This is a genomic window from Marinobacter sp. tcs-11, assembly GCF_002049515.1.
GTDB classification, from domain to species: domain Bacteria; phylum Pseudomonadota; class Gammaproteobacteria; order Pseudomonadales; family Oleiphilaceae; genus Marinobacter; species Marinobacter nauticus.
On record NZ_LLYU01000001.1, the window covers coordinates 395,358 to 420,525 of the forward strand.

Genomic DNA, 25,168 nt, shown 5'->3' on the forward strand with positions numbered 1-25,168 from the left:
GTGCCTGAAGTGACCGGAGATTCTAACCTGCACGAGCCTTCAGTAAAAGGCCGGAAACCTTTGTCATAAACACCCTGTGGAAACTTTTCTTCATAGTTTTCAGATTGTTTCAGACATATCTACAGCCTTGTGTACAGAAAATGCCTGAAAAAAAGTTATTCACAGAAGCTTGTGCAAACCCGGGGTTCAGTCCTGTGGGAAAGATCTTGACGGATACTTGCATAACTCGGTTCACCATCTCCCATCCCACTTGTGCACAATCCGTGATGACGAAATCCACAGGGCTCACCGGTATCTGTCACAAGCTTTGTCATGGCGTTAATTTCATGATTACTCAAATGAATTTCCCCTTATCCACAGAAATCAAGGTGCCTAACAACAGTAATAAATATCTTTGAAAGAATTTAAAAAAAACCTTACAGATTCTATTACTCGCCATGTCGGTTCGTACCCATGCCAGAATCTTGCCTGACCAAACCATAACCATTGAACTTGCACCGATATTTGACTAGAATGCCGCTCCTGTTTTGGCTGTCTATTTTCCAGCCACTGATCAATGTCCATCGACGATTTGTGAGAACATCACCATGAAAAGAACATTCCAACCGAGCGTCCTGAAGCGCAAGCGCGTTCACGGTTTCCGTGCCCGTATGGCGACAGCCAATGGTCGCAAGGTACTGTCTCGTCGCCGTGCCAAGGGCCGTGCACGCCTGTCTGCGTAATCTGAAGCCTGCCTCATGAAGGCCTTGACGTTTCCGAAGTCTCACAGACTGTTGAAACCTTCGGATTACAGCAGGGTCTTCAATGACGTAACGCTGAAAGTTCCGCACAGGAATTTTCTGATCCTGGCCTCTGCCAATACATTGGGACACGCCAGGGTCGGATTGATCTTCTCCAAGAAGAATCTTCGGCTCGCCGTTCAGAGAAACCGGATCAAGCGTCAGGTCAGGGAAACCTTCCGGCTCCAACCCGATCTGCCAGGCCTTGATATCATTGTTCTCGGCCGCCAGGGTCTGGATCGGCTGGATAACGACACAGTCCGATCTTCGCTGAATGATCTGTGGCACCGGGTAAAGAAAAAATACCGTCAGTCCACGCCTGATCAATCCGTCGGCAATCCCAGAGGTACGGAGTAATGCGTCAACTCCTGCTCTTGCCCATCCGGTTCTACCAGTATGCCATCAGTCCGATGATGGCCAGCCATTGCCGTCATTACCCTACCTGTTCACAATACGCCGTCGAGGCCATCCAACATCACGGACCTCTTAAAGGCGGTTACCTGGCAACAGCCCGGCTACTCAGGTGTCATCCCTGGGCAGAAGGCGGTTATGATCCGGTACCGGGAACGGAACTGAATACGGCGCCTCGCTCCGGCCAGGCCTGCAATCCGACAGAAAGCACTCATTCCACTACTCAGACCAGACACTAAGTTTATGGATATTCAACGCATCGTTTTGTTTGCCGGCCTTGCCATTGTCAGTTACCTGATGGTACTTGCCTGGAACGAGGATTATCACCAGCCTCAAACAGAACAGGTTGCCGAGGCGCAATCTTCCTCAGACAGCAGTGCTACCAACAGCACTGATGACATGATCCTGCCTGAGGATAACAACGCAGGCGGCGAAGAGTTTGCAACACCGGAGACCGGCTCACTGGCGTCAACCTCCGCCAACAGCGATCAGGATCTGGCAGATCGTTTTATTACCGTGACCACGGATGTTTACGAGCTGAAGATCGACCGCGTAGGCGGTAATGTGGTTGACAGTTCCCTGTTGCAATACGACGAGTCTCTGGACAGCGAACAGCCACTGAAACTGCTGACCAATACCCGCACCCGCACCTATCTGCTGGAAAGCGGCCTGATCGGTCGCGATGGCCCGGATGGCAGCCAGGCCGGTGAAGCTCCGGTATTTCAGGCAGAAACCGGCAGTTACCAGCTGGCGGAAGGGGAAGATGAACTGACCATCGACCTGGTGTACACCACTGACAGCGGTGTAGCCATCACCAAACGCTATCATCTGGCCCGCAACAGCTATCAGATTGATGTCAGCTACCTGATCGACAACCGTTCAGAAAGCCCATGGCAAGGTAACTTCACCGGCAAGATCGTGCGTGATCAGGCGCCGGATCCGACCTCCCAGGCCAGCATGGGAATCCGGGCTTATCTGGGCATGGTGATCAGTACCCCGGAAGATCCGTATGAGAAGTACGATTTCGAGGATCTGTCAGAGAAGCGCGTCAATCAGTCGGTCACCAATGGCTGGCTGGCCTTCCTGCAGCATTACTTCCTGACCGCATGGGTACCCGAGCGGGACCAGAAAGCCCAGTTCCAGACCACCCGACGGGGCGATCTCCATGTTATGGGCTTTGTTTATCCTGCGACGACGGTAGCACCGGGTGAGACCGCAGAAGTGGGCGCCACTGCTTATGTCGGTCCCAAGATCATTGATCGGCTGGAAGCTCTGGCTCCGAACCTGGATCGCACCGTTGATTTCGGCTGGTTGTTCTTCATTTCCCTGCCGCTGTTCTACATTCTCGAATGGTTCTATGGCCTGGTCGGTAACTGGGGTGTCGCTATCATCCTGCTGACGGTGTTGGTAAAAGCGGTGTTCTTCCACCTCTCCGCCACCAGCTATCGCTCCATGGCGAAAATGCGCGCGGTCGCTCCGCAACTGACCCGGCTGAAAGAGCTCTATGGCGATGATCGCCAGCGCATGTCCCAGGAAATGATGGCGCTGTACAAGCGCGAGAAAATCAATCCGCTCGGGGGATGTCTGCCAATACTGGTGCAGATGCCGGTGTTCATCTCGCTTTACTGGGTACTGTTTGAAAGTGTCCAGTTGCGTCATGCGCCGTTCATGCTGTGGATTCAGGATCTGTCCCAGATGGACCCGTACTTCATCCTGCCGATCCTGATGGGCGCCAGCATGTTCATCCAGATGAGCCTGAACCCGACGCCCCCGGACCCCATGCAGGCCAAGATCATGAAGCTGATGCCGCTGATCTTCACCGTGTTCTTCCTGTGGTTCCCGGCTGGTCTGGTTCTGTACTGGCTGGTGAACAACATTCTTTCGATCTCCCAGCAGTGGTACATTACCCGCAAGATCGAAGCGGAAACGGCAGGCAAGAAGTACTGATTCAACAGTGCTTCTGACCTGACAAAGGCTCCCTTGTGGAGCCTTTGTCATTTCTATTTCAGGAAAACCAAGATGCAGCCAGCGACTGACACCATTGCCGCCATCGCCACTGCCCCGGGCCAGGCCGGGGTGGGGATTGTCCGGGTGTCCGGACCCAGGGCCATGGCCATTGCCCGCACCATGCTGGGCTTTGAGCCAAAACCCCGATACGCCCACTACGGCCCGTTCCGGGATCGTCAGGGAGAGCTGATTGATGAGGGCATCGGTCTGTACTTTCCCAACCCGCACTCCTTTACCGGCGAGGATGTGTTCGAGCTTCAGGGCCATGGCGGCACGGTGATTCTGGATATCCTGTTACGGGAAGTCTGCAGCCTGGGGGCCCGGCTGGCCCGGCCCGGTGAATTTTCCGAACGAGCGTTTCTCAATGACAAACTGGACCTGGCCCAGGCTGAGGCCATTGCTGATCTGATTGAAAGCAGTTCGGAACAGGCGGCCCGCTGTGCCGTGCGTTCCATGCAGGGGGTGTTCTCCAAACGTGTGGATAACCTGGTGGAGGCCATCACCCATCTGCGCATCTACGTGGAAGCGGCCATCGATTTTCCGGAGGAAGAGATCGATTTCCTGGCCGATGGCAAAGTTGCTTCTGACTTGCAGGGCCTGCTGGAGCAGGTGCAGCAGATTCTCGGTGAAGCCCAGCAAGGCACCATTCTGCGGGACGGCATGAAAGTGGTTATTGCCGGCCGGCCCAATGCCGGCAAATCCAGCCTGCTGAACGCCCTCGCGGGGCGGGAGGCTGCGATTGTCACCGCCATCGAGGGCACGACCCGGGATGTGTTGCGGGAACATATCCACATCGATGGTATGCCGCTGCACATTATTGATACCGCCGGCCTGCGGGACAGCCCGGACGAAGTGGAACAGATTGGTATTGCCCGGGCCTGGGAAGAAATCCGACAGGCTGATCGTATTTTGCTGATGGTGGATGCCACCACCACCGACAAAACCGAGCCCCATGAAATCTGGCCGGATTTTATTGATCAACTGCCCAGGAGTGCACCGGTGACAGTGATCCGGAACAAGGTGGATCTGTCTGGTGAACCGGTGGGTATCAGCGCCGAGTCGCATCAGACCGCTCCGGTGATTCGTCTGGCAGCAAAAGCTGCGGAGGGCCTGGAGGTTCTGCGTGAGCATCTGAAAGAATGCATCGGCTTTGCCAGCACCACCGAAGGTGGCTTCCTGGCCCGGCGCCGGCACCTGGATGCACTGGAACGTGCCCGGGATTCCCTGCTACAGGGCCAGACCCAGCTGGAAGGTTACGGGGCAGGCGAATTGCTGGCCGAAGATCTGCGGGCCGCTCAGGATGCCCTGGGGGAAATCACCGGGCATCTGACGCCGGATGAGCTTCTGGGTAAGATATTCAGCAGTTTCTGTATCGGGAAATAATTCAGGAAGAAGCCCTCAGCCCGCTCTGGCTCTCGGGTGTTCCCTTACGAAAACAAACAGTTTATCTGTAAAACAACGTTAAAAGCTCGGGTAAACTCCACCACTGTCTCATCGTGCCGCTGCCTGTGCAGCGGACCAAGTCATTCGTGGTAAAGGAGATAACCCGTGCGCAAGTTGGCCTCTTTGTTAGCTGCCACGCTGGTGTTTGCCGGCGTTTCTGTGCCCGCCCTGGGCTCAGACAAACTCTACATATACACTGAGAACTTTCCCCCGTACAACATGAGTTCCACCGGCCGTGCGTTTGAGCACAACGGCGATGGAATTGATGGTCTGTGTACCGAGATGGTAAAAGCGGTGCTGCAGGCGTCCGGGCTGGACCATGTGATCAAGCTTCGGAACTGGGATTACGGTTACAACCGGGCCCTGAACAAGAAGAACCACGGCATTTTCTGCACCACCTATACCGAAAGCCGGGCGCCCCAGTTCAAGTGGGTGGGGCCACTGGCCAACAACCTGTGGACCATCTTTGCCCCGGCCGGCACCAACCTGCAGATCGACGATCTGGAAGATACCCGGGGTTTGCTGTATGCCGGCTATCGCGGTGACGTCATGACCGAATACCTGCTGGAGCGCGGCTACAAGGTCTCGGAGATGGAAAGCGACGATCTGAACCCGAAGCGCCTGGAACTGGGGCAGGTTGACCTCTGGATTGCAGACCAGTTGGCCGGGCCTTATTTTGCGTCCCAGCAGGATGTGGAAGGCTTGGTTCCGGTGTATTCGTTCAACAAGACCGAACTGTACCTGGCCATGAACATGGAAACGCCGGACGAGGTGATCCAGAAACTGAATCAGGGCCTGGAAACCATCAAGAACAACGGCATCTATGAGGCTATTGAGACCAAGTACGGTCTCTGATCAAAGCGTCGCTCTGTTGCAGGAGGGGAAGCCGATCGCTTCCCCTTTTCGTTATTGGGCCATCGCTTAACCAGTGCGGCGCAGATCCGGTGAACGAACCGGGCGCAGGGCCTCGGTATGGCTGCGATTGCCCAGAAAGTCGGGCCGCGGTTTGTTGCCGCAGAATGGCTGTTCCAGACGGTTTTCCACACTGTTGTAGACGAAGAACAGATTGCTGCGGGGCCAGGGTGACATATTGGCATTGGAGGCATGCAACGTGTTGCACTCGAATATGATCAGAGAGCCCGCTGGCCCGGTAGGCGCCTGGATGCCGTACTGATCGGCCATCTTCTGCAGGTCCTGCTCGTTGGGGACCCCCAGCTCCTGCTTTTTCAGTGAGGACTGGTAGTTGTCCTCGGGCGTGCGGCCGACACAGGGCACAAACGTTTTGTGGGAGCCGGGAATCAGCATCAATGGGCCGTTGAATGGTGTGTTGTCGGTGAGGGCGATGGAAAAGCTGACGGCCCGCATGCGCGGCATACCGTCCTCGGCGTGCCAGGTCTCGAAATCCGAATGCCAGTCAAAGCCCTTGCCGTGGAAACCGGGTTTGAAATTGATGCGTGACTGGTGGATGTAGGCATCACTGCCCAGTAGCTGGTGCACCATATCCAGCAGGCGGGACTCCCGGGTCAGTCGGTCGAAGCGATCAGACAGTTCGTGGATCCCGAAAATAGAGCGGATTTCCTGCTTGCCCGGCTCAGTAATAGTGCCTTCGGAACGCAGGATGCTGTCGTCATTCTCATAGGCTCGCAGGTCGTCCCGGAAACGTTTGACCGTTTCCTGATCCAGAAAGTTGTTAAATACCAGAAAGCCGTCCCGTTCATACCGGGCCAGTTCAGTTTCGCTCAGCGGCCCATTGTGGCGGTCGGTTCCCTGGCTGTGGATAACCGGGTCCTTGCGCTCGAAACTCTCTGCCGGGCGCTCGAGGCGGGTGGGATAAAAGTCGTCAGTACGATTGTCCATTTTCGAACCTCCTTCTTTTATACGCGAGAATGGTGATGTCTCTAAAAGTCGTTAAACCTCAGTGCATTGTGAGAAAAGTGGTAAGGCAGGGGGAAAGTTGAGGTCGTATCAACGGGATTTCAACCCCGGTTTCCGGATGGTCATGAACAGGCAAAAATGTCCCGGGCAGCGCCCGGGACGGGAAAATACCGGAGGTTAACCGGTAAAGGCCATCTCTTCCGGCGCCACCTGCATGAGGTTGCGGGTCGGGCTCAGCATGCTGGTGGCGTGGGCCTGGGCCCGGGGCAGCAAGCGCTCATAATAGAACTCGGCGGTCGCCAGCTTGGTGCGGTAAAAGGCGTCAGATTCATCGCCGCCGTTTTCCAGTTTATCGCTGGCCACCGCCGCCTGGCGTAGCCACATATATGCCATGGTCACGTAGCCGCTGTACATCAGGAAGTCGTTGGCGGCGGCGCTGACCACGTCGCGATCCTTGCGTGCTGCCAGCATCACGCGCACGGTCAGCAGGTTCCATTGGGCGGTCAGTTTCAGCAGCTCCACCGCCATCGGCCGCAGTTGTTTGTTGGTCAGGTGCTTGCGGGCAAAATTGGCCACCTTGAGGGTGAATTCCCGCACTGCTCCGCCCTGGGTCATCAGTAAGACCTTGCGCCCGAGCAGGTCCAGGGCCTGGATGCCGGTTGTACCTTCGTACAGGGTGGCAATACGGGTATCCCGGACAATCTGCTCCATACCGTGTTCGCGGATGTAGCCATGACCGCCGAACACCTGCATGCCCAGATTGGTGGCCTCACAGCCCAGCTCGGTCAGGAATCCCTTCAGGATTGGCGTCAGGAAGCCGAGTTTGTCGTCATATTTCTCAACCTTGGCGGTATCGCCAGCGGTATGCGCTTCCACCATATGGTCCGCGATCTTGGCGGCGTAATAGAGCATGGAGCGGCCGCCTTCGGCGATGGCTTTCTGGGTCAGCAGCATACGCCGGACATCGGCATGGTGAATCAGGCTGTCGGCAACCTCATCCGGCTCTTTCTTGCCGGACAGCGCCCGCATGGAACGGCGCTCCCTGGCGTAATCCAGAGCCCACTGATAGGACAGCTCGGCGGGGCCAACCCCCTGAATTGCCGTACCGATGCGGGCTGTGTTCATAAAGGTGAACATGCACTCCAGGCCCTGATTCTCCGGGCCGATCAGATAGCCGGTGGCGCCATCGAAATTCATCACACAGGTGGCCGAAGCCTTGATGCCCATTTTCTTCTCCAGCGCGCCGCAACTGACGGCGTTGCGCTCACCGACACCACCCTGGGCATCGGGCAGGAACTTGGGCACGATAAACAGGCTGATGCCTTTGGTGCCTTTCGGGGCATCCGGCAGACGGGCCAGCACGATGTGAACGATGTTTTCGGTCAGATCGTGCTCGCCTGAGGAGATGAAGATCTTGGTGCCTGTGAGTTTGTAGCTGCCGTCGGCCTGGGGTTCGGCCCGGGTTTTGACCTGGCCCAGGTCGGTACCGCACTGGGGCTCGGTCAGGCACATGGTGCCGCCCCAGCGGCCTTCAGTCAGCGGCGCCAGATAAGTCTGTTGCTGCTGCTCATCGCCGTGCAGATAGATGGTGTTCATGGCCCCCAGGGACAGGCCCGGGTACATGGAAAAGGACCAGTTGGCGGTGCCCATCATTTCCTGCTTCAGCAGGCCCATGGAGGCTGGCAGGCCCTGGCCCCCGAATTCCTCCGGTGCCGACAGGCCCTGCCAGCCGCCCATCACATATTGCTCGTAGGCTTCTTTATAGCCCTTGGGGGTGATCACTTCACCGTTTTCCAGGTGGCACCCTTCTTCGTCGCCGGACTGATACAGCGGGCTCAGCACCTCTTCGCAGAAACGGCCGCATTCGCTCAGAATGGCGTCGACAATGTCGGGCGTGGCGTTCTCACCGGAGGCCAGTGTCTGGTAGTGCCGCGGGTAATCGAATACGTCATTGAGCAGGAATTTCATGTCCCTCAGGGGCGCTTTATACACAGGCATAGCCAGTCCTCACATGCATTGATCATCCGGAATTGGTTGGGCCAGAAAGGCCACTGTGTGTGCAGTTGTACGGTATTCCCGGCGGGCTGCCATTGACGGAAAGCGCTGGTGCTGATGTCAGAATGGACAATTGGCTGAAATGACGGTTGGGCCCGGGGACTGATCGGGCACGGTCATGGGACCGTAATGCTGTAAACGTTCTGTTGCTATCCGGTAGTCGCCAAGGAGTGTAAAAGTCATGCAAACGCAGCCTTTCCCCGGTCTTTTCCGTAGTCTTCGAAGCGGTGGTCTTATACTGTTAACGACCCTGATGCTGGCAGGGTGTGCCGGGCCGAATCTGGAGGATTATCAGGGCCAGGCACCGGAGCTGGTGCCCTCGGAGTTTTTCCGGGGCGAACTTTCGGCCCGGGGTGTGGTCAAGGACTACGCCGGCCAGGTTATCCGTACCTTCGACGCAGACATTGTGGCCAGTTGGGATGAAAACGGTGTCGGTACGCTGGATGAGGTGTTCCGTTTCAACGACGGCGAGGTCCAGACCCGGATCTGGACGCTGACACCGGACAACGGCAGCTATCACGCCAGCGCCGGCGACGTGGTGGAAGCCGGCACCATGCGCTGGCAGGGCAACGCCATACACATGAATTATGTCCTGCGGGTGGCATACGGCGATGGCACGATCGATGTCCGGATGGACGACTGGATGTACCTGGTTACTCCCGACACCCTGATCAACCAGACCACCATGAGCAAGTGGGGTGTCGATGTGGGTGAAGTGGTGTTGGTGATTCAGAAACATGAAAGCGGGGCTGTCCCGCAGAACTGAACTCGGAAAGGTTTGCGATACCCATGTGGAAGCAATGGCTGATTGCGGTGGTACTGGTTGCAGCGGGTGCCGGAAGTGCGGTGTTCTTTCTGGCGATGGATTCCTCGTCCACAGAACAGGCCGGTGAGGAGCCGAGGGCCAGCAAAGTCAGTGCAGTGGCGCCCAGATTGCAGCAGGTCAGGGATGAGATTCGTTCGGTGGCCAACCTCAAGGCACTGAATGCCGTGGAACTGACCACCGAAGTCACCGGTCGGGTGGTGCAGATCAACCTCGAACCCGGACAGAAAGTATCTCAGGGCGATGTCCTGTTACGTCTCGACGATCGTCAGGCCCGTGCTGATCTCCAGGTGATTGAAGCCCAGCTGGCCGATGCCAGGCGGCAACTGGAGCGGGCCCAGCGTTTGCGCTCCAACAATAGCGTGTCCCAGTCCCAGGTGGATGAACTGGTCACCGCCGTGAGTGTGGCTGAAGCCCAGCGACAGGCTGCCCGGGTGCGGCTGGAAAACCATCGCATTGAAGCGCCGTTCTCCGGTGTGGTGGGCCTGAGCGACATCAGCGTGGGGGCATATCTGCAAGCGGGCACCACCATTACCACGCTGGACACCACCGATCGAATGGAAATGGGTTTTGCGGTTCCGGAACGTTTTGTCGGCCAGGTTCGGGTAGGCCAATCGGTGATTGCCTCCTCGCCGGCATTCCCAGACGAGGTCTTCCGGGGAGAGCTGGTGGAACTCGCCACCCGCATCAGCGAATTGAGCCGAACCCTGTCGGTGCGAGCCATTATCGATAATCCGGACGGTCGTCTGCGGCCGGGCCAGTTCATGTCGGCGTCACTGACCCTGCAGGAACGGGAAGGGCTGGTGATTCCGGAGCAGGCAGTGATGATTCGTGGCGACGACAAGTATGTGTTTGTTGCCGAAGACGGCGTGGCACGCCGGGTATCGGTGGCGACCGGTTCGCGCATGCCCGGTCTGGTGGAAATTACCTCTGGCCTGACCCTGGACGATGCCGTGGTAGTAACCGGGCAGGATCGCCTGAGTACCGGCGACCGCATTGAAGTACAGAGTAACGACCAGGCGATTCCGGAAAACCGGTTTGCCCGGACCGTGGAGTCCTGATCCATGGTGCTGTCCGATGTCTCCATCAAACGCCCGGTGTTTGCCACCGTTCTGAGCCTGCTGATTGTCGTATTCGGCGTGGCCGCCTTGCTGGGCTTGCCGGTTCGGGAATATCCGGATATTGATCCGCCGGTGGTTTCGGTGTCCACCGATTACACCGGCGCTGCGGCGGAAGTGGTCGACACCCAGATTACCCAGGTGATTGAAGGGGCCATCAGTGGCATTGAAGGCATTCGCTCCATCGAATCCTCAACCGAACAGGGTGAATCCCGAACCTCCATAGAATTTGATACCTCCCGGGATGTAGACATTGCCGCCAACGACGTACGCGATGCGGTGTCCCGGGTTCTGAACCAGTTGCCGGATGAGGCCGATCCCCCGGTGGTTCAAAAAGCCGATTCCGATGCCCGGCCGATGATGTGGATAACTCTGATCAGTGACGTCTGGGACAGTGCCGAACTCAGTGACTTCGCCGATCGGGTTCTGGCCGACCGGTTATCGGTTCTGGACGGTGTTGCCGATGTCCGGATTGGCGGTGAACGCCGTTACGCCATCCGGGTCTGGCTCGACCGCACCCGCCTGGCGGCCCGCAACATAACCGTTGCTGAGGTGGAGCAGGCACTGCGGCAGAACAACGTGGAGTTACCGGCCGGTTCAGTGGACTCCTCCACCCGCAACTTTACCGTGCGCGCGGAAGGGCGGTTGTCCAATGTGGAAGATTTCCGCAATCTGGTGATCCGCCGGGATGGCAATGACCTGTTGCGCCTGGGCGAGGTTGCCAATGTTCAGGTCGGGGTGGAATCGGATGTTGGTCGTTTGCGGGCCAATGGCGAAACCGCTATCGGGATGGGGGTAATCCGCCAGTCCAAGGCCAACACGGTAGCGGTGTCGGATGCGGTGAAGGCGGAGCTGGTGAAGATTCGCGAGACCTTGCCGCCGGAAGTGCGTATTGCCGAGAGCTATGACGAATCGGTGTTTATCCGGGCTTCGATCAAAGAGGTTCTGACCACGCTGGCGATTGCGGTATCGCTGGTGATACTGGTTATTTTCCTGTTCCTGCGCTCCTGGCGCGCAACCCTGATTCCGGCGGTCACCATTCCGGTGGCAGTGATCGGTGCGTTTATCGGCCTGGGTTTCCTGGGCTTTTCCATCAACGTGCTGACCCTGCTGGCCATCATTCTGGCCATCGGCCTGGTGGTGGACGATGCCATTGTCATGCTGGAGAACATCCAGCGTCGCATTGATGAAGGCGAACCACCGTTGCTGGCGGCCTACCGGGGCGCCAAGCAGGTGGCTTTCGCGGTGATCGCCACCACGCTGACACTGGTGGCGGTGTTTGTGCCCATCTCGTTCATGGGCGGCAACGTGGGTCGGTTGTTTGCGGAATTCGGCTTCACTCTCGCGGCTGCCGTGGTGGTCTCCAGCCTGGTCGCTCTGACCCTGGCGCCGATGCTCTGTTCCAAGTGGCTCCGGCACAGTCCCGAAAGTGCCGAGGGGCATCGGCTCTGGGCCTTCAGTGAGCGCATCCTGAACGGCCTCACCCACGGCTATCAGAGAATGCTGCGGTTTTCCCTGAACCAGCCCGGGCTGTTGCTCGGGCTCGGTATCGTCGGGCTGATTGTGGCGGTGGTGATTTTTCCCCGTTTGCCCCAGGAACTGGCCCCAACCGAAGACCGCGGCGTAATCATCATGCCCGTCAGCGCGCCCCGGGGCTCAACCGTCGAATTTACCGATCACTTTGTCAAACAGGCCGAAGAGCGACTGTTGCCCTACCTGGATGACGGTATCGCCGAGCGTTTCCTGTCCATCGTCGGATTCCGGGATGAAGAAGACAATGCCTTCATGATCATGGGGCTGGTGCCCTGGGAACAGCGGGAGATCAAGCAGCAGCAGGTCACCACCGAGATTCGCGACAAGCTGTCTGACATTTCCGGGGTGCGGATCAGTGTCATTAACCCGCCGGGGCTTGGCCAGCGCGGCTTCAATCAGCCAGTGGAGTTTGTCATTGCCGGCCCCGACTACGAGTCGGTGCAGGCCTGGAGTGAGGAGATCGTTGAACGGGCAAAGGAAAACCCGAATCTGCTGAATGTCGACACAGATTTTGAGCTGACCCGGCCGGAACTGAAGGTCAACATTGACCGCGACCGGGCAGCGGATCTGGATATCACCATCGAAGACGTAGGCCTCACCCTGCAGACCATGCTCGCTTCCCGGCAGGTAACCACCTATCTGGATCGGGGCCGGGAATACGACGTCATTATCCAGGCGGACGATGCCGACCGGGCCACGCCCGGTGATATGGAGCAGATCTTCCTGCGGCCTCGGGCAGGTGGGGAACTGATTCCGCTCAAGGCTCTGGTATCTGTGGAAGAGATCGGGGCCAATCCGGATCTGCGCCGGATTGACCGGCTGCCGGCGGTGGTGGTGAGTGCGTCCCTGGCCGAGGGCTATGACCTGGGTTCAGCGCTGACCTACCTGAATAACCTGGCTGTGGATAACCTGCCGCCGGAGGCCCGGCTCAGTTACAAGGGCCTGTCCCAGGAATTCCAGGATTCCTCGGCGGCCATCTACCTGACCTTCGGGCTGGCGTTTATTATCGTGTTCCTGGTGCTGGCGGCCCAGTTCGAGAGCTGGATCCACCCGCTGATTATCATGCTGTCGGTGCCGCTGGCGGTGACCGGTGCGCTGATCGCGCTGGCCTGGTCGGGCATCAGTCTGAACATCTACAGCCAGATTGGCATCATCATGCTGCTGGGACTGATGGCCAAGAACGGAATTTTGATCGTGGAATTTGCCAACCAGCTTCGGGACAAGGGCTACGAGGTGAAAGAAGCCATTCTGGAAGGCGCTAGCCTGCGCTTCCGGCCGGTACTGATGACCACCATTTCCACGGTGTTCGGGGCGGTTCCCCTGGTGATCGCCACCGGTGCCGGCGCAGAAAGCCGGGCGGCCATTGGCATGGTGATCCTGGGTGGCCTGATTTTCGCCACTACCCTGACCCTGTTCATTATCCCGGTGTTGTACAACCTTTTAGCCCGCTTTGCGAAATCCTCGAACGCGGTGGAGCAGGAGCTGGAACGCCTGGCAGCGGGCCCATCCGGTGGTAGCAGCTCGGCGGCGGTGCCACAGCGCAAGGCGGACGATTTCTGAACCCTACCGGGTGAAATCCCGGTATCAAAGGGTGTCCGGGAACAGAACCTGACCGTCCAGGACCTCATCCGGGTGGATATCCACGCAGAAGATCCGGTGGCCCTGGGCCAGTGAGGTGCCGGTGGACAGGGTGACGGTTCGTCGGGCGTCCGGAAGGGCGACGTAGGGACGACTGCAGCTGATGTGTTGCGGTCGCTCCAGGGCGTTGCGGAAATATTCCCGATGGCTCCAGCAGGCGCCAGCGGACTGATACAGCGGGTTGAATGCGGCATTCCGGGAAGCCCCGGATTGGGCCAGACTACCTTGCTGAACCCCTTTTTGATCGAGCAGGAAGCATCGCCGTACGCCCTCCATTTGCAGCAGAGGCCGGCAGACCCGATCAAATTCCTCGCCCCGGGCCAGGGCATGGCAGGCATCCATGATTTCGAATCTCAGCAGCTTGAGATAGGTCTCGCGGGTCCTGAAATCGTTCTGACACCAGCGTTCGGATTCCGACATGACCTGTCGCAACGCGGTTTCGGCGGTCTGTGTCAGTTCTTCGGACCCTTGCCCTGGTCGGGCAAACAGAAAGCCCTGCAGCAGATCCGCTTCGGTGGCCAGCGCAATGTGGGCCTGGGCATTGTTCTCGATGCCTTCAATCAGCACCAGGCTGCCACTCTCCCGGATCATCCGGACCAGGCTGTTCAACAGTAATCGCGCGCGGTTGTGATCCTGGGCGTTCATTAACAGGGAGCGGTCAATCTTCACGATCAGCGGGTTGATGCGCCACAGGCGCTCAAAATTGGAATCACCCATGCCAAAGTCGTCGATGGCGATCTGGAACCCCCGGGCCTTGGCTTCCTGGACGAACTCCAGCAGCGTGGCGCTGTCCCGGGAGGCGGTTTCCACCAGTTCCAGAACGATTTTCTCCGGATGCACACCCAGTTGATGGCAATGGTCAGCCAGTACAGACAGGTAGTCGTTATGGTGGAACAGAGTGTCCGGGTTGATATTGATAAACAGCCAGATAGGTAGGTTGGCCTGGGTGAAATTCTCCAGATGCAGGTTCAGCAGGTGCCGGTCCAGTTCCGAGGTGACGCCCTGAATGCTGGCCTGCTCGAAAAGCGAAGGCGGCGCCACTGGCTGATTACCACGACGAACCCGTACCAGTGCCTCGTAGCCGACCATCTTCTGATGGGTGGGGCTGAGAATGGGTTGATAGACCGACCGGAAATCGTGATGTTCGATAAAGCTGGCGGTTTTGCCAGAGGGGCGGTGCCGGTGCTCGGCAAGTCTGAGAACGCGCTTCATGGTCAGGAACCCTTGTACTGCCTGTTCGAGCCTTCCTGGCCGTGGTTGAGAAACTGCATTCCAGGCTCAAGCGAGTTCTGTGCCAAAACCTCTGGTTGGGCGCCTGACACCGGGGCCAAGCGACCGCGCTGGCGAGCCTGCGTGGAAACTGGCCCTTTGTTGGTGCACTTGCGTTCAGGGGTACCGGCTTTTTGCACCGTATATAGGCATTCGGTAAAAACGCTGTGGATAATTACTGGGATAATTTGCGAATAATGCCAGAGTAATTTGATTAAATTTATATTTAACAAATAGTTACCGACGTTTTTGGCTGTAAGTGAAGGCATCAATTGTGTGGATAACTTTTTGAAAACTTTTTTGAACAATGTATGACAAGGCTATGAAATCCTGAAACTTTCGGAATTTCCTTATCCTGTACGAACCCTGTCAGAGAGCCGCGTCGCACTGATATTCGGCCAAGGCCAGCCGACAGGGTTTTTATTCACCTCGTTGCTGGTTAAAATTTGCACATTCTGACTGCAATTTCCCGGGCGAGGCGTTATACTCGCCGCCCTGTTTTTTTCCCCGATTTCCGAGGTGTAGTGTGGAGTTTCCGACCCGTTTCGATGTCATTGTCATTGGTGGTGGCCATGCCGGTACTGAAGCCGCCCTGGCGGCTGCGCGCATGGGTTCGCAAACCCTGCTGCTGACCCACAACATTGAGACTCTGGGGCAGATGTCCTGTAACCCGGCCATCGGTGGCATTGGCAAGAGCCATCTGGTGAAGGAAATCGATGCCCTGGGCGGCGCCATGGCCCGGGCCACCGATCAGGCAGGCATCCAGTTCCGGGTCCTGAACAGCCGTAAGGGCCCGGCAGTGCGTGCCACCCGTGCTCAGGCGGACCGGATTCTGTACAAAGCCGCCATTCGCCATATGCTGGAAAACCAGCCCAATCTGACCCTGTTCCAGCAGGCGGCCGATGACCTGATTGTGGAAAACGACCAGGTGGTGGGCGTGGTGACCCAGACCGGCATCCGCTTCAACGCCAAAACCGTGGTCCTGACCACCGGTACCTTCCTCGGTGGCGTTATCCACATCGGTATGCAGAATCACGCCGGTGGTCGCGCCGGTGATGCGCCGGCCAATGCCCTGGCCAAACGCCTGCGGGAGCTACCGTTCAACGTTGGCCGCCTGAAAACCGGAACACCGCCGCGCATTGATGCCCGCACCGTGGATTTCTCCGCGATGCAGCAGCAGTGGGGAGACGATCCGACACCCGTGATGTCGTTTATTGGCAGCCGTGACGAACATCCGGAGCAGATCTGCTGTTACGTGACCCGCACCACCGAAGAAACCCACGACATTATCCGCAGTGGGTTTGACCGCTCACCCATGTTCGCTGGCAACATCGAAGGCGTGGGCCCGCGCTATTGCCCGTCCATCGAGGACAAGGTCAACCGCTTTGCCGACAAGGATTCGCACCAGATTTTCGTCGAGCCCGAAGGCCTGACCACCAACGAGCTGTACCCGAATGGTATTTCCACCAGCCTGCCGTTTGATATCCAGCTCAAGGCCGTGCGCTCGATACCGGGTTTCGAGAACGCCCACATCCTGCGCCCGGGTTATGCCATCGAGTATGACTACCTGAACCCGCAGGACCTGCGCCATACCCTGGAAACCAAGTATATCCAGGGCCTGTACTTTGCCGGTCAGATCAACGGCACCACCGGTTATGAAGAAGCTGGCGCCCAGGGCTTGCTGGCGGGCATCAACGCCTCGCTGCGGGCCCGGGACCAGGAAGAGTGGTACCCGCGCCGGGATGAGGCCTATCTGGGCGTACTGGTGGACGACCTGATCACCATGGGCACCCAGGAGCCTTACCGTATGTTTACCAGCCGTGCCGAATACCGGCTGATCCTGCGGGAGGACAACGCCGACCTGCGCCTGACCGAAACCGGCCGCAAGCTGGACCTGGTGGACGACGAACGCTGGCAGAAGTTCAGCGAGAAGTGCGAAGGCATTGCCAAAGAGCGTAGCCGCCTGGAAAGCACCCGCATCCATCCGAACACCGAGGCGGGTGAGCGAGCCAATGGCTACCTGAAACAGCCGATGACCCGTGACCAGTCTCTGGCAGAGCTGCTGCGCCGTCCGGAGATTGTCTACGATCACATCGCCGAGATCGGGGCCGAACGGGCGGAGGACCCGAACGTTGCCGATCAGGTGGAAATCGAGATCAAATACGAAGGCTATATCTCCCGGCAGGCGGACGAGATCGAGCGCCTGCGCAAGAACGAGAACACCGCGTTGCCGCTGGATCTGGACTACGACGTCATCGGTGGCCTGTCCAACGAGATCAAGCAGAAGCTCAAGGACGTGCGCCCGGAAACGGTGGCTCAGGCGTCCCGTATCCAGGGGGTAACCCCGGCGGCGGTCAGCCAGATTCTGGTGCATCTGAAAAAGCGCGACCTGTTGAAAAAGCAGAGCGCCTGAGATGAGTTATCCACAGTGGCCCGGCCAGCTTCGGGACGGCCTCGCGGCCATGAACCTGTCTTTGTCCGACAGCCAGCAGCAACAGTTGCTGGCTTTTCTGGCTCTGCTGAACAAGTGGAACAAGGCCTACAACCTGACCGCCGTGCGGGATGAGCGGGTCATGGTCTCCCGCCAGTTGCTGGACAGTCTGAGCATCCTGCCCTGGGTGACCACAGACCATTTGCTGGATGTGGGCGCCGGCGGCGGCCTGCCGGGTATTCCGCTGGCCATTGTGTTCCCGGAAAAACGCTTTACCCTGCTGGACAGCAACGGCAAGAAAACCCGATTCCTGAATCAGTGTGTGCTTGAGCTCGGGCTGGACAACGTTGAAGTTATCCACGGCCGGGCGGAAGACTGCCAGCCCGATCAGCCCTTCACCCAGATCAGCAGCCGGGCCTTCACCGCGCTGGAAAACCTGGTGACCTGGTGTGGTGGTCTGCTCGCGAATGACGGCGAGTTCCTTGCCATGAAAGGCCAGTATCCGGATGATGAAGTAGCTGCCCTTCCGGCGGGCTGGCAGGTAGAATCCAGCCATTCCCTGACCGTCCCCGGAGCCGACGGCGAACGGCATTTACTGATCGTCGCCCGGGCTGAACGACACCGGTAACCCTCAACAGCAGGAGGCAAAGCATGGCGCGCGTGATTGCAGTGACCAATCAGAAAGGCGGTGTGGGCAAAACCACCACCTGCGTCAATCTTGCCGCGTCTCTGGCGGCCACCAAGCGCCGGGTGCTGCTGGTGGATATGGATCCCCAGGGCAATGCCACCATGGGCAGCGGTGTGGATAAAAATTCCCTGGAGCTGTCCGGATACGATGTGCTGACCAAACGGGCTACTCCGGCGGACGTGATCGTCCACGCTGAAGCCTCCGGTTTTGACCTGCTGCCCGCCAACGGTGACCTGACCGCCGCCGAAGTGGAGCTGATGAACGAGATTGGCCGGGAACACCGGTTACGGCTGACCCTCAACACCGTTCGGGAAAACTACGACTACATCCTGATTGATTGCCCGCCTTCACTCAGTCTGCTGACCGTGAATGCTCTGTCTGCCGCGGATTCGGTACTGATCCCGATGCAGTGTGAATATTATGCCCTGGAAGGGCTGGCGGCACTGATGAACACCGTCCAGCAGATTCAGGAAACGGTCAATCCCAATCTGGAGATTGAGGGTATCCTGCGCACCATGTACGACCCCCGCAACAGTCTGACTCTGGATGTCTCCGGTCAGCTCAGTGAATATTTCGGTGACAAGGTTTACCGGGCGGTGATTCCCCGTAATGTCCGGCTGGCAGAAGCGCCCAGCTACGGCATGCCGGCACTCAAGTATGATCGGGTGTCCAAAGGTGCGGTGGCTTATCTGGCGCTGGCTGGCGAGATGGTACGCCGGCACGGATCGAAAAAGACATCGCCCGCGGTTGCGGTGTAACATAGATCGCCGTCAGGCAACCATGCACCCACTATTTCAACAGGAAGAATGACAACTACCATGGCGGCGAAGAAGCGAGGCTTGGGCGAACGGGGACTGGGGGCACTGCTCCAGGGCTCGAAGGTGAATCTCAATCAGGAGACCAGTGATCACGATGGTGAACTGCGTGAGATCCCGGTCGACCTGATCCAGCGTGGTCGTTATCAGCCGCGCCGGGATATGGATCCCGCCGCTCTGCAGGAACTGGCAGACTCCATTCGTCAGCAGGGCGTGATGCAGCCGGTCGTGGTGCGTCCGGTTTCGGAAGGCCGTTATGAACTGATTGCCGGTGAGCGCCGCTGGCGTGCCACCCAGCTGGCAGAACTGGACCGTATTCCTGCCATTATCCGCGATGTCCCGGATGAAGCCGCCATTGCGATGGCGCTGATCGAGAACATTCAGCGCGAAAACCTGAACCCCATTGAAGAAGCCTTCGCCCTGCAGCGCCTGCAGGACGAGTTCGGCCTGACCCAGGCTCAGGTGGCCGAGGCGGTGGGCAAGTCCCGAACGACGATCACCAACCTGTTACGGTTGATCGGCCTGACCGAAGACGTAAGGGTAATGCTGGAGCATGGTGATCTGGAAATGGGCCACGGCCGTGCCATGCTCACCCTGCCACCGGAGCAGCAGATGCAGGTGGCCCGTCAGGTGGTCGCCAAATCGCTGTCGGTACGCCAGACTGAAGCCCTGGTGCGCCGGGTTCAGCAGGAAAAACCGGAAGACAAAGCCAGCGCCAAGCCGGCTCTGGATCCTAACATCCGGGCCCTGCAGGACGATCTGTCTGACCGGCTCGGTGCCCGGGTGGCGATCAATCATGGTAAACGCGGCAAAGGCAAGCTGGTGATTGAGTACAGTTCACTGGACGAGCTTGACGGCATTCTGGGCCACATCCGTTAGTCGGCCCGATAAAACCTGAAAATCATCCTAAAGTCCCGTCTGGTGCCGGAAACACCACATGTGGTTGTGGTGATCGATGAGCAACACAACCTGTGTAAAACTTCAGGTTTCGGCGGCAAAACCTGCTCACTTTTTCGCCAATTTTTCCGTGCGGTTATGTTGAACACCTATCGGTTAACACATATAATTCCGCGCGCTTGGAATGACAGCTGGTGATATGAACCGTTCTTCGAGAGCCATCACGTACGTACCACTTGGCAAGTGGTTGATTATAGAGATGGCAGTTCTGCTGATTCTGAGCCTGTTGTGGTTGTTGGAAAGTCGTTTGGCCGGGTATTCCGCCCTCATTGGCGGTCTTATTTTTGTCATACCAAACGCGTACTTTGCTCACCGCGCTTATCGTTATCAGGGTGCCCGACAGATGCACCTGGCAGTGAGCAACATATTCAGGGCAGAGAGCATCAAGCTGGCCCTTACCGCAGTGTTTTTTGCGGCCGTTTTCACTTTAATGGAGCCAGTCCACGTACCGGCTCTGTTATTCACTTTTGCTGTGATGGTTGTGTTGGGTACGGCATTGCGCTGGCTCATCCGGCCGCGAACACAGCGATGACTGGACGAGAGCAGTATGGCAGCTGATACCCCAGTAGAGTATATAAAACACCACCTCACCAACCTTACCTATGGCAAGCTCCCGGAAGGCTATGAGCGCGCGGATGGCAGTGTCGTGCAGGAGGCCACCTGGACCTTCGCACGAACTGGTCAGGAAGCCACAGATATGGGCTTCATGGCAATCCACGTCGATACCCTCGGCTGGTCAATCGCCATGGGTATTCTGTTCCTGGGCCTGTTCCGCTTTGTGGCCAACCGGGTCACCGAAGGCACGCCGAGCGGCTTGCAGAACCTGATCGAGATGACCTTTGAATTTGTTCAGGGCATCGTGCGCGACGTTTTCCACGGCAAGAATCCGCTGATTGCGCCCCTGGCGTTGACGATTTTCGTCTGGATTCTGCTGATGAACATCCTGAAGCTGATCCCCATCGACTATATTCCGTCGATCGCTCACGCGCTGGGGCTTGAGTACTTCAAGATTGTTCCGACCACCGATCCAAATGCCACCTTCGGCATGTCGATTGGTGTGTTCCTGCTGATTCTGTTCTACAGCTTCAAGGTGAAAGGCGTCAGTGGTTTCAGTAAAGAACTGGCTTTCAACCCGTTCAATCATTGGATCATGATCCCGTTCAACCTGCTGCTGGAAATTCTGGCACTGATCATCAAGCCAATCAGTCTGGCGCTGCGTCTGTTCGGTAACATGTACGCTGGTGAAGTTGTGTTTATCCTGATTGCGCTGTTGCCACTGTGGATTCAGTGGACGTTGAACGTTCCCTGGGCGATCTTCCACATCCTGGTTATTCCGCTTCAGGCCTTTATTTTTACGGTGCTTACTGTGGTTTACCTCAGCGCGGCACACGAAGATCACTGATTAACCCTTAAATAAACAAACCCTTAACTATCTGAAAAAACTGAGGAGTCTTCAATGGAAATGGTATTTATCGCAGCTGCGTTGATCATCGGTCTGGGCGCTCTGGGCGCTGGTATCGGTTTCGGTCTGCTGGGTGGCAAACTGCTTGAGTCCACTGCCCGTCAGCCGGAAATGGCCAACCAACTGCAAACCAAAGCCTTCATCATGGCTGGTCTGCTTGACGCGGTTCCCATGATCGGTGTTGGTATCGCGATGTACCTGATCTTCGTTGTTGCTGGTTAATTAAACCGAGAGCTGTGGGCGCCGGCTAAGGCCGCGCCCCTCCTTCCGGAAACCAGGACGCAACGAATAGCAAGAGGTATATCGCCGTGAATATAAACCTTACGTTGATAGGGCAATCGATTGCCTTCGCTATTTTCGTCTGGTTCTGCGTCAAATATGTATGGCCGCCGATTACGGCTGCCATGGAAGCGCGCCAGAAGAAAATTGCAGATGGCCTATCCGCGGCCGATCGGGCATCACTCGATCTCGAACTGGCCCAGGAAAAAGCCACCAAAGAACTGCAAAAGGCGAAAGAAGAAGCTGCAGCCCTGATTGACCAGGCCAACAAGCGTGCCGCCCAGATTGTGGAAGCCTCCAAAGAGGATGCCCGCAAAGAAGGCGAAAAGCTTATTGAGCAGGCCAGGGCGGAAATTCAACAGGAGCGTGTTCAGGCTCGCGACGCACTCAGAGCAGAAGTGGCCACCCTGGCCGTTGCCGGTGCCGAGAAGATTCTGGAAACCTCTGTAGACGCCAAAGCTCACAGCGAGATGCTGGAAAAGCTGGCCGCAGAACTCTAAACGAGGGTCATCATGGCAGAACTTACAACGTTAGCCCGACCCTACGCGAAGGCCGTTTTTGATGCCGCGCAGGACCAGAACGCCGTTGATCAGTGGGATCAGGCTCTGGCTTTTGCCGCTCAGGTTGCGGCTGACCAAGAGGTAAAGAACATCCTGGCCAACCCCGGCCTGTCTGAGCAACGCAAGGCGGAACTCTTCGCAGAGTGTTTTGAAGAGCCGCTGCCTGAAGCACTCAGAAACTTCCTGTTGATTCTTGCTGAAAACAAGCGTCTGGCCCTGCTGCCGGAGATTTCTGCTTTGTTCCGTTTGTACCGTGCAGACCTTGAGAAGTCTGTGCACCTGACAATCGATACCGCATTCGACTTGTCTCCAGACGAACAGCAGAAACTGATCGACGCACTGTCCAAAAAGCTGGAGCGCAAGGTCGAACTCGAGACCACCGTGGATCAGTCCCTGATCGGTGGCGTGATCGTACGAACAGGCGACCTGGTTATCGACGCTTCAGTCCGTGGCAAACTGGCCAGAATGGCCAGGGCTCTGGGCTCCTGATTTCAGCACAAGGTTTGAGGACAAAGGCATGCAGCAACTGAATCCATCCGAGATCAGTGACATCATCAAGAAGAGAATCGAGAAACTCGACATCTCTTCCGAAGCAAAAAACGAAGGTACGATCCTGTCTGTATCTGACGGTATCGTGCTGATCCACGGTCTGGCCGACGTTATGTACGGCGAGATGATTGAATTTGCCAACGGCACCTACGGCATGGCGCTTAACCTGGAGCGTGATTCTGTTGGTGCGGTTGTTCTGGGTGACTACGAAGGTCTGGCCGAAGGCCAGAAGGTACGTTGTACTGGTCGTATCCTGGAAGTACCCGTTGGTAACGAACTGCTGGGCCGTGTGGTTGACTCCCTGGGTAACCCCATCGACGGTAAGGGCGAGCTGGGCAACAGCCTGACCTCCCCGGTCGAGAAGGTTGCACCGGGCGTTATCGCCCGTCAGTCCGTTGACGAGCCGGTACAGACTGGTCTGAAAGCCATCGATACCATGGTTCCCATCGGCCGCGGCCAGCGTGAGCTGATCATCGGTGACCGTCAGATCGGTAAGACCGCGGTTGCCATCGACGCGATCATCAACCAGAAGCACACCGGCATCAAGTGTATCTACGTTGCCGTTGGCCAGAAGCAGTCTTCCATTGCCGCCGTTGTGCGCAAGCTGGAAGAGCACGGTGCCATGGACCACACCATCGTGGTTGCTGCTGGCGCCGCCGATCCGGCCGCCATGCAGTTCCTGGCTCCGTACGCCGGTACTTCCATGGGTGAGTTTTTCCGCGACCGCGGTGAAGACGCCCTGATCGTATACGATGACCTGTCCAAACAGGCCGTTGCCTACCGTCAGATCTCCCTGCTGCTGCGTCGTCCGCCAGGACGTGAAGCATTCCCGGGTGACGTTTTCTACCTGCACTCCCGTCTGCTGGAGCGTGCGTCCCGTGTAAATGCTGACTACGTTGAGCAGTTCACCAACGGCGAAGTGAAAGGCAAGACCGGTTCCCTGACCGCGCTGCCGATCATCGAGACTCAGGCTGGTGACGTGTCTGCGTTCGTACCGACCAACGTAATCTCCATTACCGATGGTCAGATCTTCCTGGAAACCAACCTGTTCAACTCCGGTATCCGTCCGGCCATGAACGCCGGTATCTCTGTATCCCGGGTAGGTGGTGCAGCCCAGACCAAGATCATGAAGAAGCTCGGCGGTAACATCCGTCTGGCCCTGGCCCAGTACCGGGAACTGGCGGCGTTTGCCCAGTTCGCTTCTGACCTCGACGAAGCAACCCGTAAGCAGCTGGAGCATGGTCAGCGCGTCACCGAGCTGATGAAGCAGAACCAGTACAGCCCGATGACCGTTGCGGAAATGGGTACCGTACTGTTCGCAGCGAACGAAGGCTTCCTGGACGATGTGGATGTCAACAAGGTTGTGAAGTTCGAAGCCCAACTGCTGGACTGGATGCGGTCCGAGCAGAAGGAACTTCTGGACAAGATCGGCCCTGAAGGTAACTTCAACGACGACATCACTGCCGGCCTCAAAGCTGCTCTGGAGAAATTCAAGACCACTCAGAGCTGGTAAATCCAAAAGGCCCGCCGTTGTGCGGGCCTGCTGGTCCATTTGAGTGTCTAACTTGAAAAGGCAGTGACATATGGCCGTCGGAAAAGAAATACGTAACCAGATCGGAAGCATCAAGAGCACGCAGAAGATCACGTCTGCCATGGAAATGGTAGCCGCGAGCAAGATGCGTAAGGCTCAGGAGCGTATGCAGGCAACCCGCCCGTACGCTGAAAAGATGCGCCAGGTAATCGGACACATTGCGAAGTCCAACAAGGATTACCGCCATCCGTTCATGCAGGAGCGCGAGGTCAAGCGGGTAGGCTACATTGTGGTCTCCTCTGATCGCGGTCTTTGCGGTGGTCTGAACACCAACGCGTTCAAGCTGCTCGTCAGAGAAATGCGTGAATGGAAACAACAAGGTATTGAGACCGATATCTGCGCTATTGGCCAGAAGGGTGCCTCCTTCTTCCGCAACTACGGCGGGAACGTGGTGGCAGCCGTGACGCACCTGGGCGATAGCCCGAGTGCAGATCAGCTGATCGGTAGCGTCAAGGTGATGCTGGATTCGTTCGTGGAAGGCAAGATCGACCGCCTGTTCCTGATCAGCAACGAATTCGTCAACACCATGACCCAGAGCCCGAAGGCGCTGCAGTTGCTGCCGCTGCCGGAAGGCGATGATGAAGAAATCGGTCACCAGTGGGATTACATCTACGAGCCGGATTCCCGTCCGATCCTTGACGGGCTGATGCCACGTTATATCGAATCCCAGGTGTATCAGGGTGTGGTAGAAAATCTGGCCTGTGAGCAGGCTGCCCGGATGATTGCCATGAAGAGCGCGACAGATAACGCTGGCAGCATCATTGACGAGCTTCAACTGGCCTACAACAAGGCCCGTCAGGCAGCGATCACACAAGAGATTTCGGAGATTGTGAGCGGCGCGGCATCTGTTGGTTAACGCTCACAGACCTACTGGTTTTATTGACT

General features: G+C 57.5%; 23 protein-coding genes. 20 read left to right on the forward strand and 3 right to left on the reverse strand.

What is annotated here, in order from left to right; all coding sequences use genetic code 11:
* Nucleotides 1–587 precede the first annotated feature (587 nt).
* From rpmH to ARC85_RS01770, 6 genes are all read left to right on the forward strand, one after another.
* The gene (rpmH, locus tag ARC85_RS01745; protein WP_008940054.1) at nt 588–722 is read left to right on the forward strand and encodes a 50S ribosomal protein L34; all 135 of its coding nucleotides are present in this window, start codon (nt 588–590) and stop codon (nt 720–722) included.
* A gap of 15 nt (nt 723–737) precedes the next feature.
* Nucleotides 738–1,136, forward strand: a complete 399-nt coding sequence (rnpA, locus tag ARC85_RS01750) for a ribonuclease P protein component (protein WP_286714207.1) — start codon at nt 738–740, stop codon at nt 1,134–1,136.
* On the forward strand, nt 1,136–1,429 hold the full coding sequence (gene yidD / locus ARC85_RS01755) for a membrane protein insertion efficiency factor YidD (protein ID WP_011787297.1): 294 nt from the start codon (nt 1,136–1,138) through the stop codon (nt 1,427–1,429). Before rnpA ends, yidD begins: the two co-directional genes overlap by 1 nt.
* 4 nt (nt 1,430–1,433) lie before the next feature.
* A complete protein-coding gene (gene yidC / locus ARC85_RS01760; RefSeq protein WP_014423152.1) occupies nt 1,434–3,137 on the forward strand; it encodes a membrane protein insertase YidC in 1,704 nt (567 codons plus the stop codon).
* A 72-nt stretch (nt 3,138–3,209) separates the two neighbouring features.
* Entirely contained in the window at nt 3,210–4,580 is a 1,371-nt protein-coding gene (gene mnmE / locus ARC85_RS01765; RefSeq protein ID WP_023011910.1) for a tRNA uridine-5-carboxymethylaminomethyl(34) synthesis GTPase MnmE, read from the forward strand.
* 165 nt (nt 4,581–4,745) lie between these two features.
* Entirely contained in the window at nt 4,746–5,495 is a 750-nt protein-coding gene (locus tag ARC85_RS01770; RefSeq protein WP_023011888.1) for a substrate-binding periplasmic protein, read from the forward strand.
* A gap of 66 nt (nt 5,496–5,561) precedes the next feature.
* Here the strand turns inward: ARC85_RS01770 and thpD are convergent, their stop codons facing one another.
* Nucleotides 5,562–6,497 (reverse strand): ectoine hydroxylase, encoded by a 936-nt coding sequence (gene thpD, locus ARC85_RS01775; RefSeq protein WP_011787293.1) that lies wholly within the window; start codon nt 6,495–6,497, stop codon nt 5,562–5,564.
* Between the two features lie 195 nt (nt 6,498–6,692).
* Complete coding sequence (locus ARC85_RS01780; protein ID WP_014423148.1) at nt 6,693–8,513, reverse strand: acyl-CoA dehydrogenase C-terminal domain-containing protein; 1,821 nt, start codon at nt 8,511–8,513, stop codon at nt 6,693–6,695.
* Nucleotides 8,514–8,823: 310 nt separating this feature from the next.
* On the opposite strand from ARC85_RS01780, the gene ARC85_RS01785 reads away from it, so the two are divergent.
* Genes ARC85_RS01785 through ARC85_RS01795 form a run of 3 tightly spaced genes read left to right on the forward strand, consistent with a single transcriptional unit; the run spans nt 8,824 to nt 13,604 of the window.
* Entirely contained in the window at nt 8,824–9,336 is a 513-nt protein-coding gene (locus ARC85_RS01785; RefSeq protein ID WP_374730301.1) for a DUF3833 domain-containing protein, read from the forward strand.
* 23 nt (nt 9,337–9,359) lie between these two features.
* Entirely contained in the window at nt 9,360–10,454 is a 1,095-nt protein-coding gene (locus ARC85_RS01790; protein WP_114434614.1) for an efflux RND transporter periplasmic adaptor subunit, read from the forward strand.
* Nucleotides 10,455–10,457: 3 nt separating this feature from the next.
* The gene (locus ARC85_RS01795; protein WP_022992620.1) at nt 10,458–13,604 is read left to right on the forward strand and encodes an efflux RND transporter permease subunit; all 3,147 of its coding nucleotides are present in this window, start codon (nt 10,458–10,460) and stop codon (nt 13,602–13,604) included.
* 24 nt (nt 13,605–13,628) lie between these two features.
* On the opposite strand, the gene ARC85_RS01800 is transcribed toward ARC85_RS01795, so the two are convergent.
* Nucleotides 13,629–14,894 carry a sensor domain-containing phosphodiesterase gene (locus ARC85_RS01800; RefSeq protein ID WP_121208015.1) on the reverse strand — a complete coding sequence of 422 codons (1,266 nt, stop codon included), beginning with the start codon at nt 14,892–14,894 and terminating at the stop codon, nt 13,629–13,631.
* A 583-nt stretch (nt 14,895–15,477) separates the two neighbouring features.
* On the opposite strand from ARC85_RS01800, the gene mnmG reads away from it, so the two are divergent.
* The 11 genes from mnmG to atpG all read left to right on the forward strand — a co-directional run bounded on the left by mnmG (nt 15,478) and on the right by atpG (nt 25,139).
* On the forward strand, nt 15,478–17,364 hold the full coding sequence (gene mnmG / locus ARC85_RS01805; RefSeq protein ID WP_273030947.1) for a tRNA uridine-5-carboxymethylaminomethyl(34) synthesis enzyme MnmG: 1,887 nt from the start codon (nt 15,478–15,480) through the stop codon (nt 17,362–17,364).
* A gap of 1 nt (nt 17,365) precedes the next feature.
* Nucleotides 17,366–18,010, forward strand: a complete 645-nt coding sequence (rsmG, locus tag ARC85_RS01810) for a 16S rRNA (guanine(527)-N(7))-methyltransferase RsmG (RefSeq protein WP_022992616.1) — start codon at nt 17,366–17,368, stop codon at nt 18,008–18,010.
* 23 nt (nt 18,011–18,033) lie between these two features.
* Nucleotides 18,034–18,828 carry a ParA family protein gene (locus ARC85_RS01815; protein WP_014423140.1) on the forward strand — a complete coding sequence of 265 codons (795 nt, stop codon included), beginning with the start codon at nt 18,034–18,036 and terminating at the stop codon, nt 18,826–18,828.
* 60 nt (nt 18,829–18,888) lie between these two features.
* Entirely contained in the window at nt 18,889–19,764 is an 876-nt protein-coding gene (locus ARC85_RS01820; RefSeq protein WP_031211705.1) for a ParB/RepB/Spo0J family partition protein, read from the forward strand.
* 217 nt (nt 19,765–19,981) lie between these two features.
* Entirely contained in the window at nt 19,982–20,374 is a 393-nt protein-coding gene (locus ARC85_RS01825; protein WP_286714209.1) for an ATP synthase subunit I, read from the forward strand.
* Nucleotides 20,375–20,389: 15 nt separating this feature from the next.
* On the forward strand, nt 20,390–21,244 hold the full coding sequence (atpB, locus tag ARC85_RS01830) for a F0F1 ATP synthase subunit A (RefSeq protein WP_011787282.1): 855 nt from the start codon (nt 20,390–20,392) through the stop codon (nt 21,242–21,244).
* 54 nt (nt 21,245–21,298) lie between these two features.
* Complete coding sequence (atpE, locus tag ARC85_RS01835) at nt 21,299–21,526, forward strand: F0F1 ATP synthase subunit C (protein ID WP_014423137.1); 228 nt, start codon at nt 21,299–21,301, stop codon at nt 21,524–21,526.
* Nucleotides 21,527–21,612: 86 nt separating this feature from the next.
* The gene (locus ARC85_RS01840) at nt 21,613–22,083 is read left to right on the forward strand and encodes a F0F1 ATP synthase subunit B (RefSeq protein WP_011787280.1); all 471 of its coding nucleotides are present in this window, start codon (nt 21,613–21,615) and stop codon (nt 22,081–22,083) included.
* 12 nt (nt 22,084–22,095) lie between these two features.
* Entirely contained in the window at nt 22,096–22,632 is a 537-nt protein-coding gene (locus ARC85_RS01845; protein WP_183579563.1) for a F0F1 ATP synthase subunit delta, read from the forward strand.
* 28 nt (nt 22,633–22,660) lie between these two features.
* A complete protein-coding gene (gene atpA / locus ARC85_RS01850) occupies nt 22,661–24,205 on the forward strand; it encodes a F0F1 ATP synthase subunit alpha (protein WP_011787278.1) in 1,545 nt (514 codons plus the stop codon).
* A gap of 70 nt (nt 24,206–24,275) precedes the next feature.
* Nucleotides 24,276–25,139 (forward strand): F0F1 ATP synthase subunit gamma, encoded by an 864-nt coding sequence (gene atpG, locus ARC85_RS01855; RefSeq protein ID WP_011787277.1) that lies wholly within the window; start codon nt 24,276–24,278, stop codon nt 25,137–25,139.
* The last annotated feature ends 29 nt before the right edge of the window (nt 25,140–25,168 follow it).

Excerpts from the sequence above, each read along its gene's own strand:
- yidC (WP_014423152.1), top strand. The coding sequence starts at position 1,434 with ATGGATATTCAACGCATCGTTTTGTTTGCCGGCCTTGCCATTGTCAGT.
- atpE (WP_014423137.1), top strand. The coding sequence starts at position 21,299 with ATGGAAATGGTATTTATCGCAGCTGCGTTGATCATCGGTCTGGGCGCT.
- ARC85_RS01785 (WP_374730301.1), top strand. The coding sequence starts at position 8,824 with ATGCTGGCAGGGTGTGCCGGGCCGAATCTGGAGGATTATCAGGGCCAG.
- thpD (WP_011787293.1), bottom strand. The coding sequence starts at position 6,497 with ATGGACAATCGTACTGACGACTTTTATCCCACCCGCCTCGAGCGCCCG.
- yidD (WP_011787297.1), top strand. The coding sequence starts at position 1,136 with ATGCGTCAACTCCTGCTCTTGCCCATCCGGTTCTACCAGTATGCCATC.
- atpG (WP_011787277.1), top strand. The coding sequence starts at position 24,276 with ATGGCCGTCGGAAAAGAAATACGTAACCAGATCGGAAGCATCAAGAGC.
- ARC85_RS01825 (WP_286714209.1), top strand. The coding sequence starts at position 19,982 with ATGAACCGTTCTTCGAGAGCCATCACGTACGTACCACTTGGCAAGTGG.
- ARC85_RS01780 (WP_014423148.1), bottom strand. The coding sequence starts at position 8,513 with ATGCCTGTGTATAAAGCGCCCCTGAGGGACATGAAATTCCTGCTCAAT.
- ARC85_RS01795 (WP_022992620.1), top strand. The coding sequence starts at position 10,458 with ATGGTGCTGTCCGATGTCTCCATCAAACGCCCGGTGTTTGCCACCGTT.
- ARC85_RS01800 (WP_121208015.1), bottom strand. The coding sequence starts at position 14,894 with ATGAAGCGCGTTCTCAGACTTGCCGAGCACCGGCACCGCCCCTCTGGC.
- atpB (WP_011787282.1), top strand. The coding sequence starts at position 20,390 with ATGGCAGCTGATACCCCAGTAGAGTATATAAAACACCACCTCACCAAC.
- ARC85_RS01790 (WP_114434614.1), top strand. The coding sequence starts at position 9,360 with ATGTGGAAGCAATGGCTGATTGCGGTGGTACTGGTTGCAGCGGGTGCC.
- ARC85_RS01815 (WP_014423140.1), top strand. The coding sequence starts at position 18,034 with ATGGCGCGCGTGATTGCAGTGACCAATCAGAAAGGCGGTGTGGGCAAA.
- ARC85_RS01845 (WP_183579563.1), top strand. The coding sequence starts at position 22,096 with ATGGCAGAACTTACAACGTTAGCCCGACCCTACGCGAAGGCCGTTTTT.
- rsmG (WP_022992616.1), top strand. The coding sequence starts at position 17,366 with ATGAGTTATCCACAGTGGCCCGGCCAGCTTCGGGACGGCCTCGCGGCC.
- rnpA (WP_286714207.1), top strand. The coding sequence starts at position 738 with ATGAAGGCCTTGACGTTTCCGAAGTCTCACAGACTGTTGAAACCTTCG.
- mnmE (WP_023011910.1), top strand. The coding sequence starts at position 3,210 with ATGCAGCCAGCGACTGACACCATTGCCGCCATCGCCACTGCCCCGGGC.
- rpmH (WP_008940054.1), top strand. The coding sequence starts at position 588 with ATGAAAAGAACATTCCAACCGAGCGTCCTGAAGCGCAAGCGCGTTCAC.
- atpA (WP_011787278.1), top strand. The coding sequence starts at position 22,661 with ATGCAGCAACTGAATCCATCCGAGATCAGTGACATCATCAAGAAGAGA.
- ARC85_RS01820 (WP_031211705.1), top strand. The coding sequence starts at position 18,889 with ATGGCGGCGAAGAAGCGAGGCTTGGGCGAACGGGGACTGGGGGCACTG.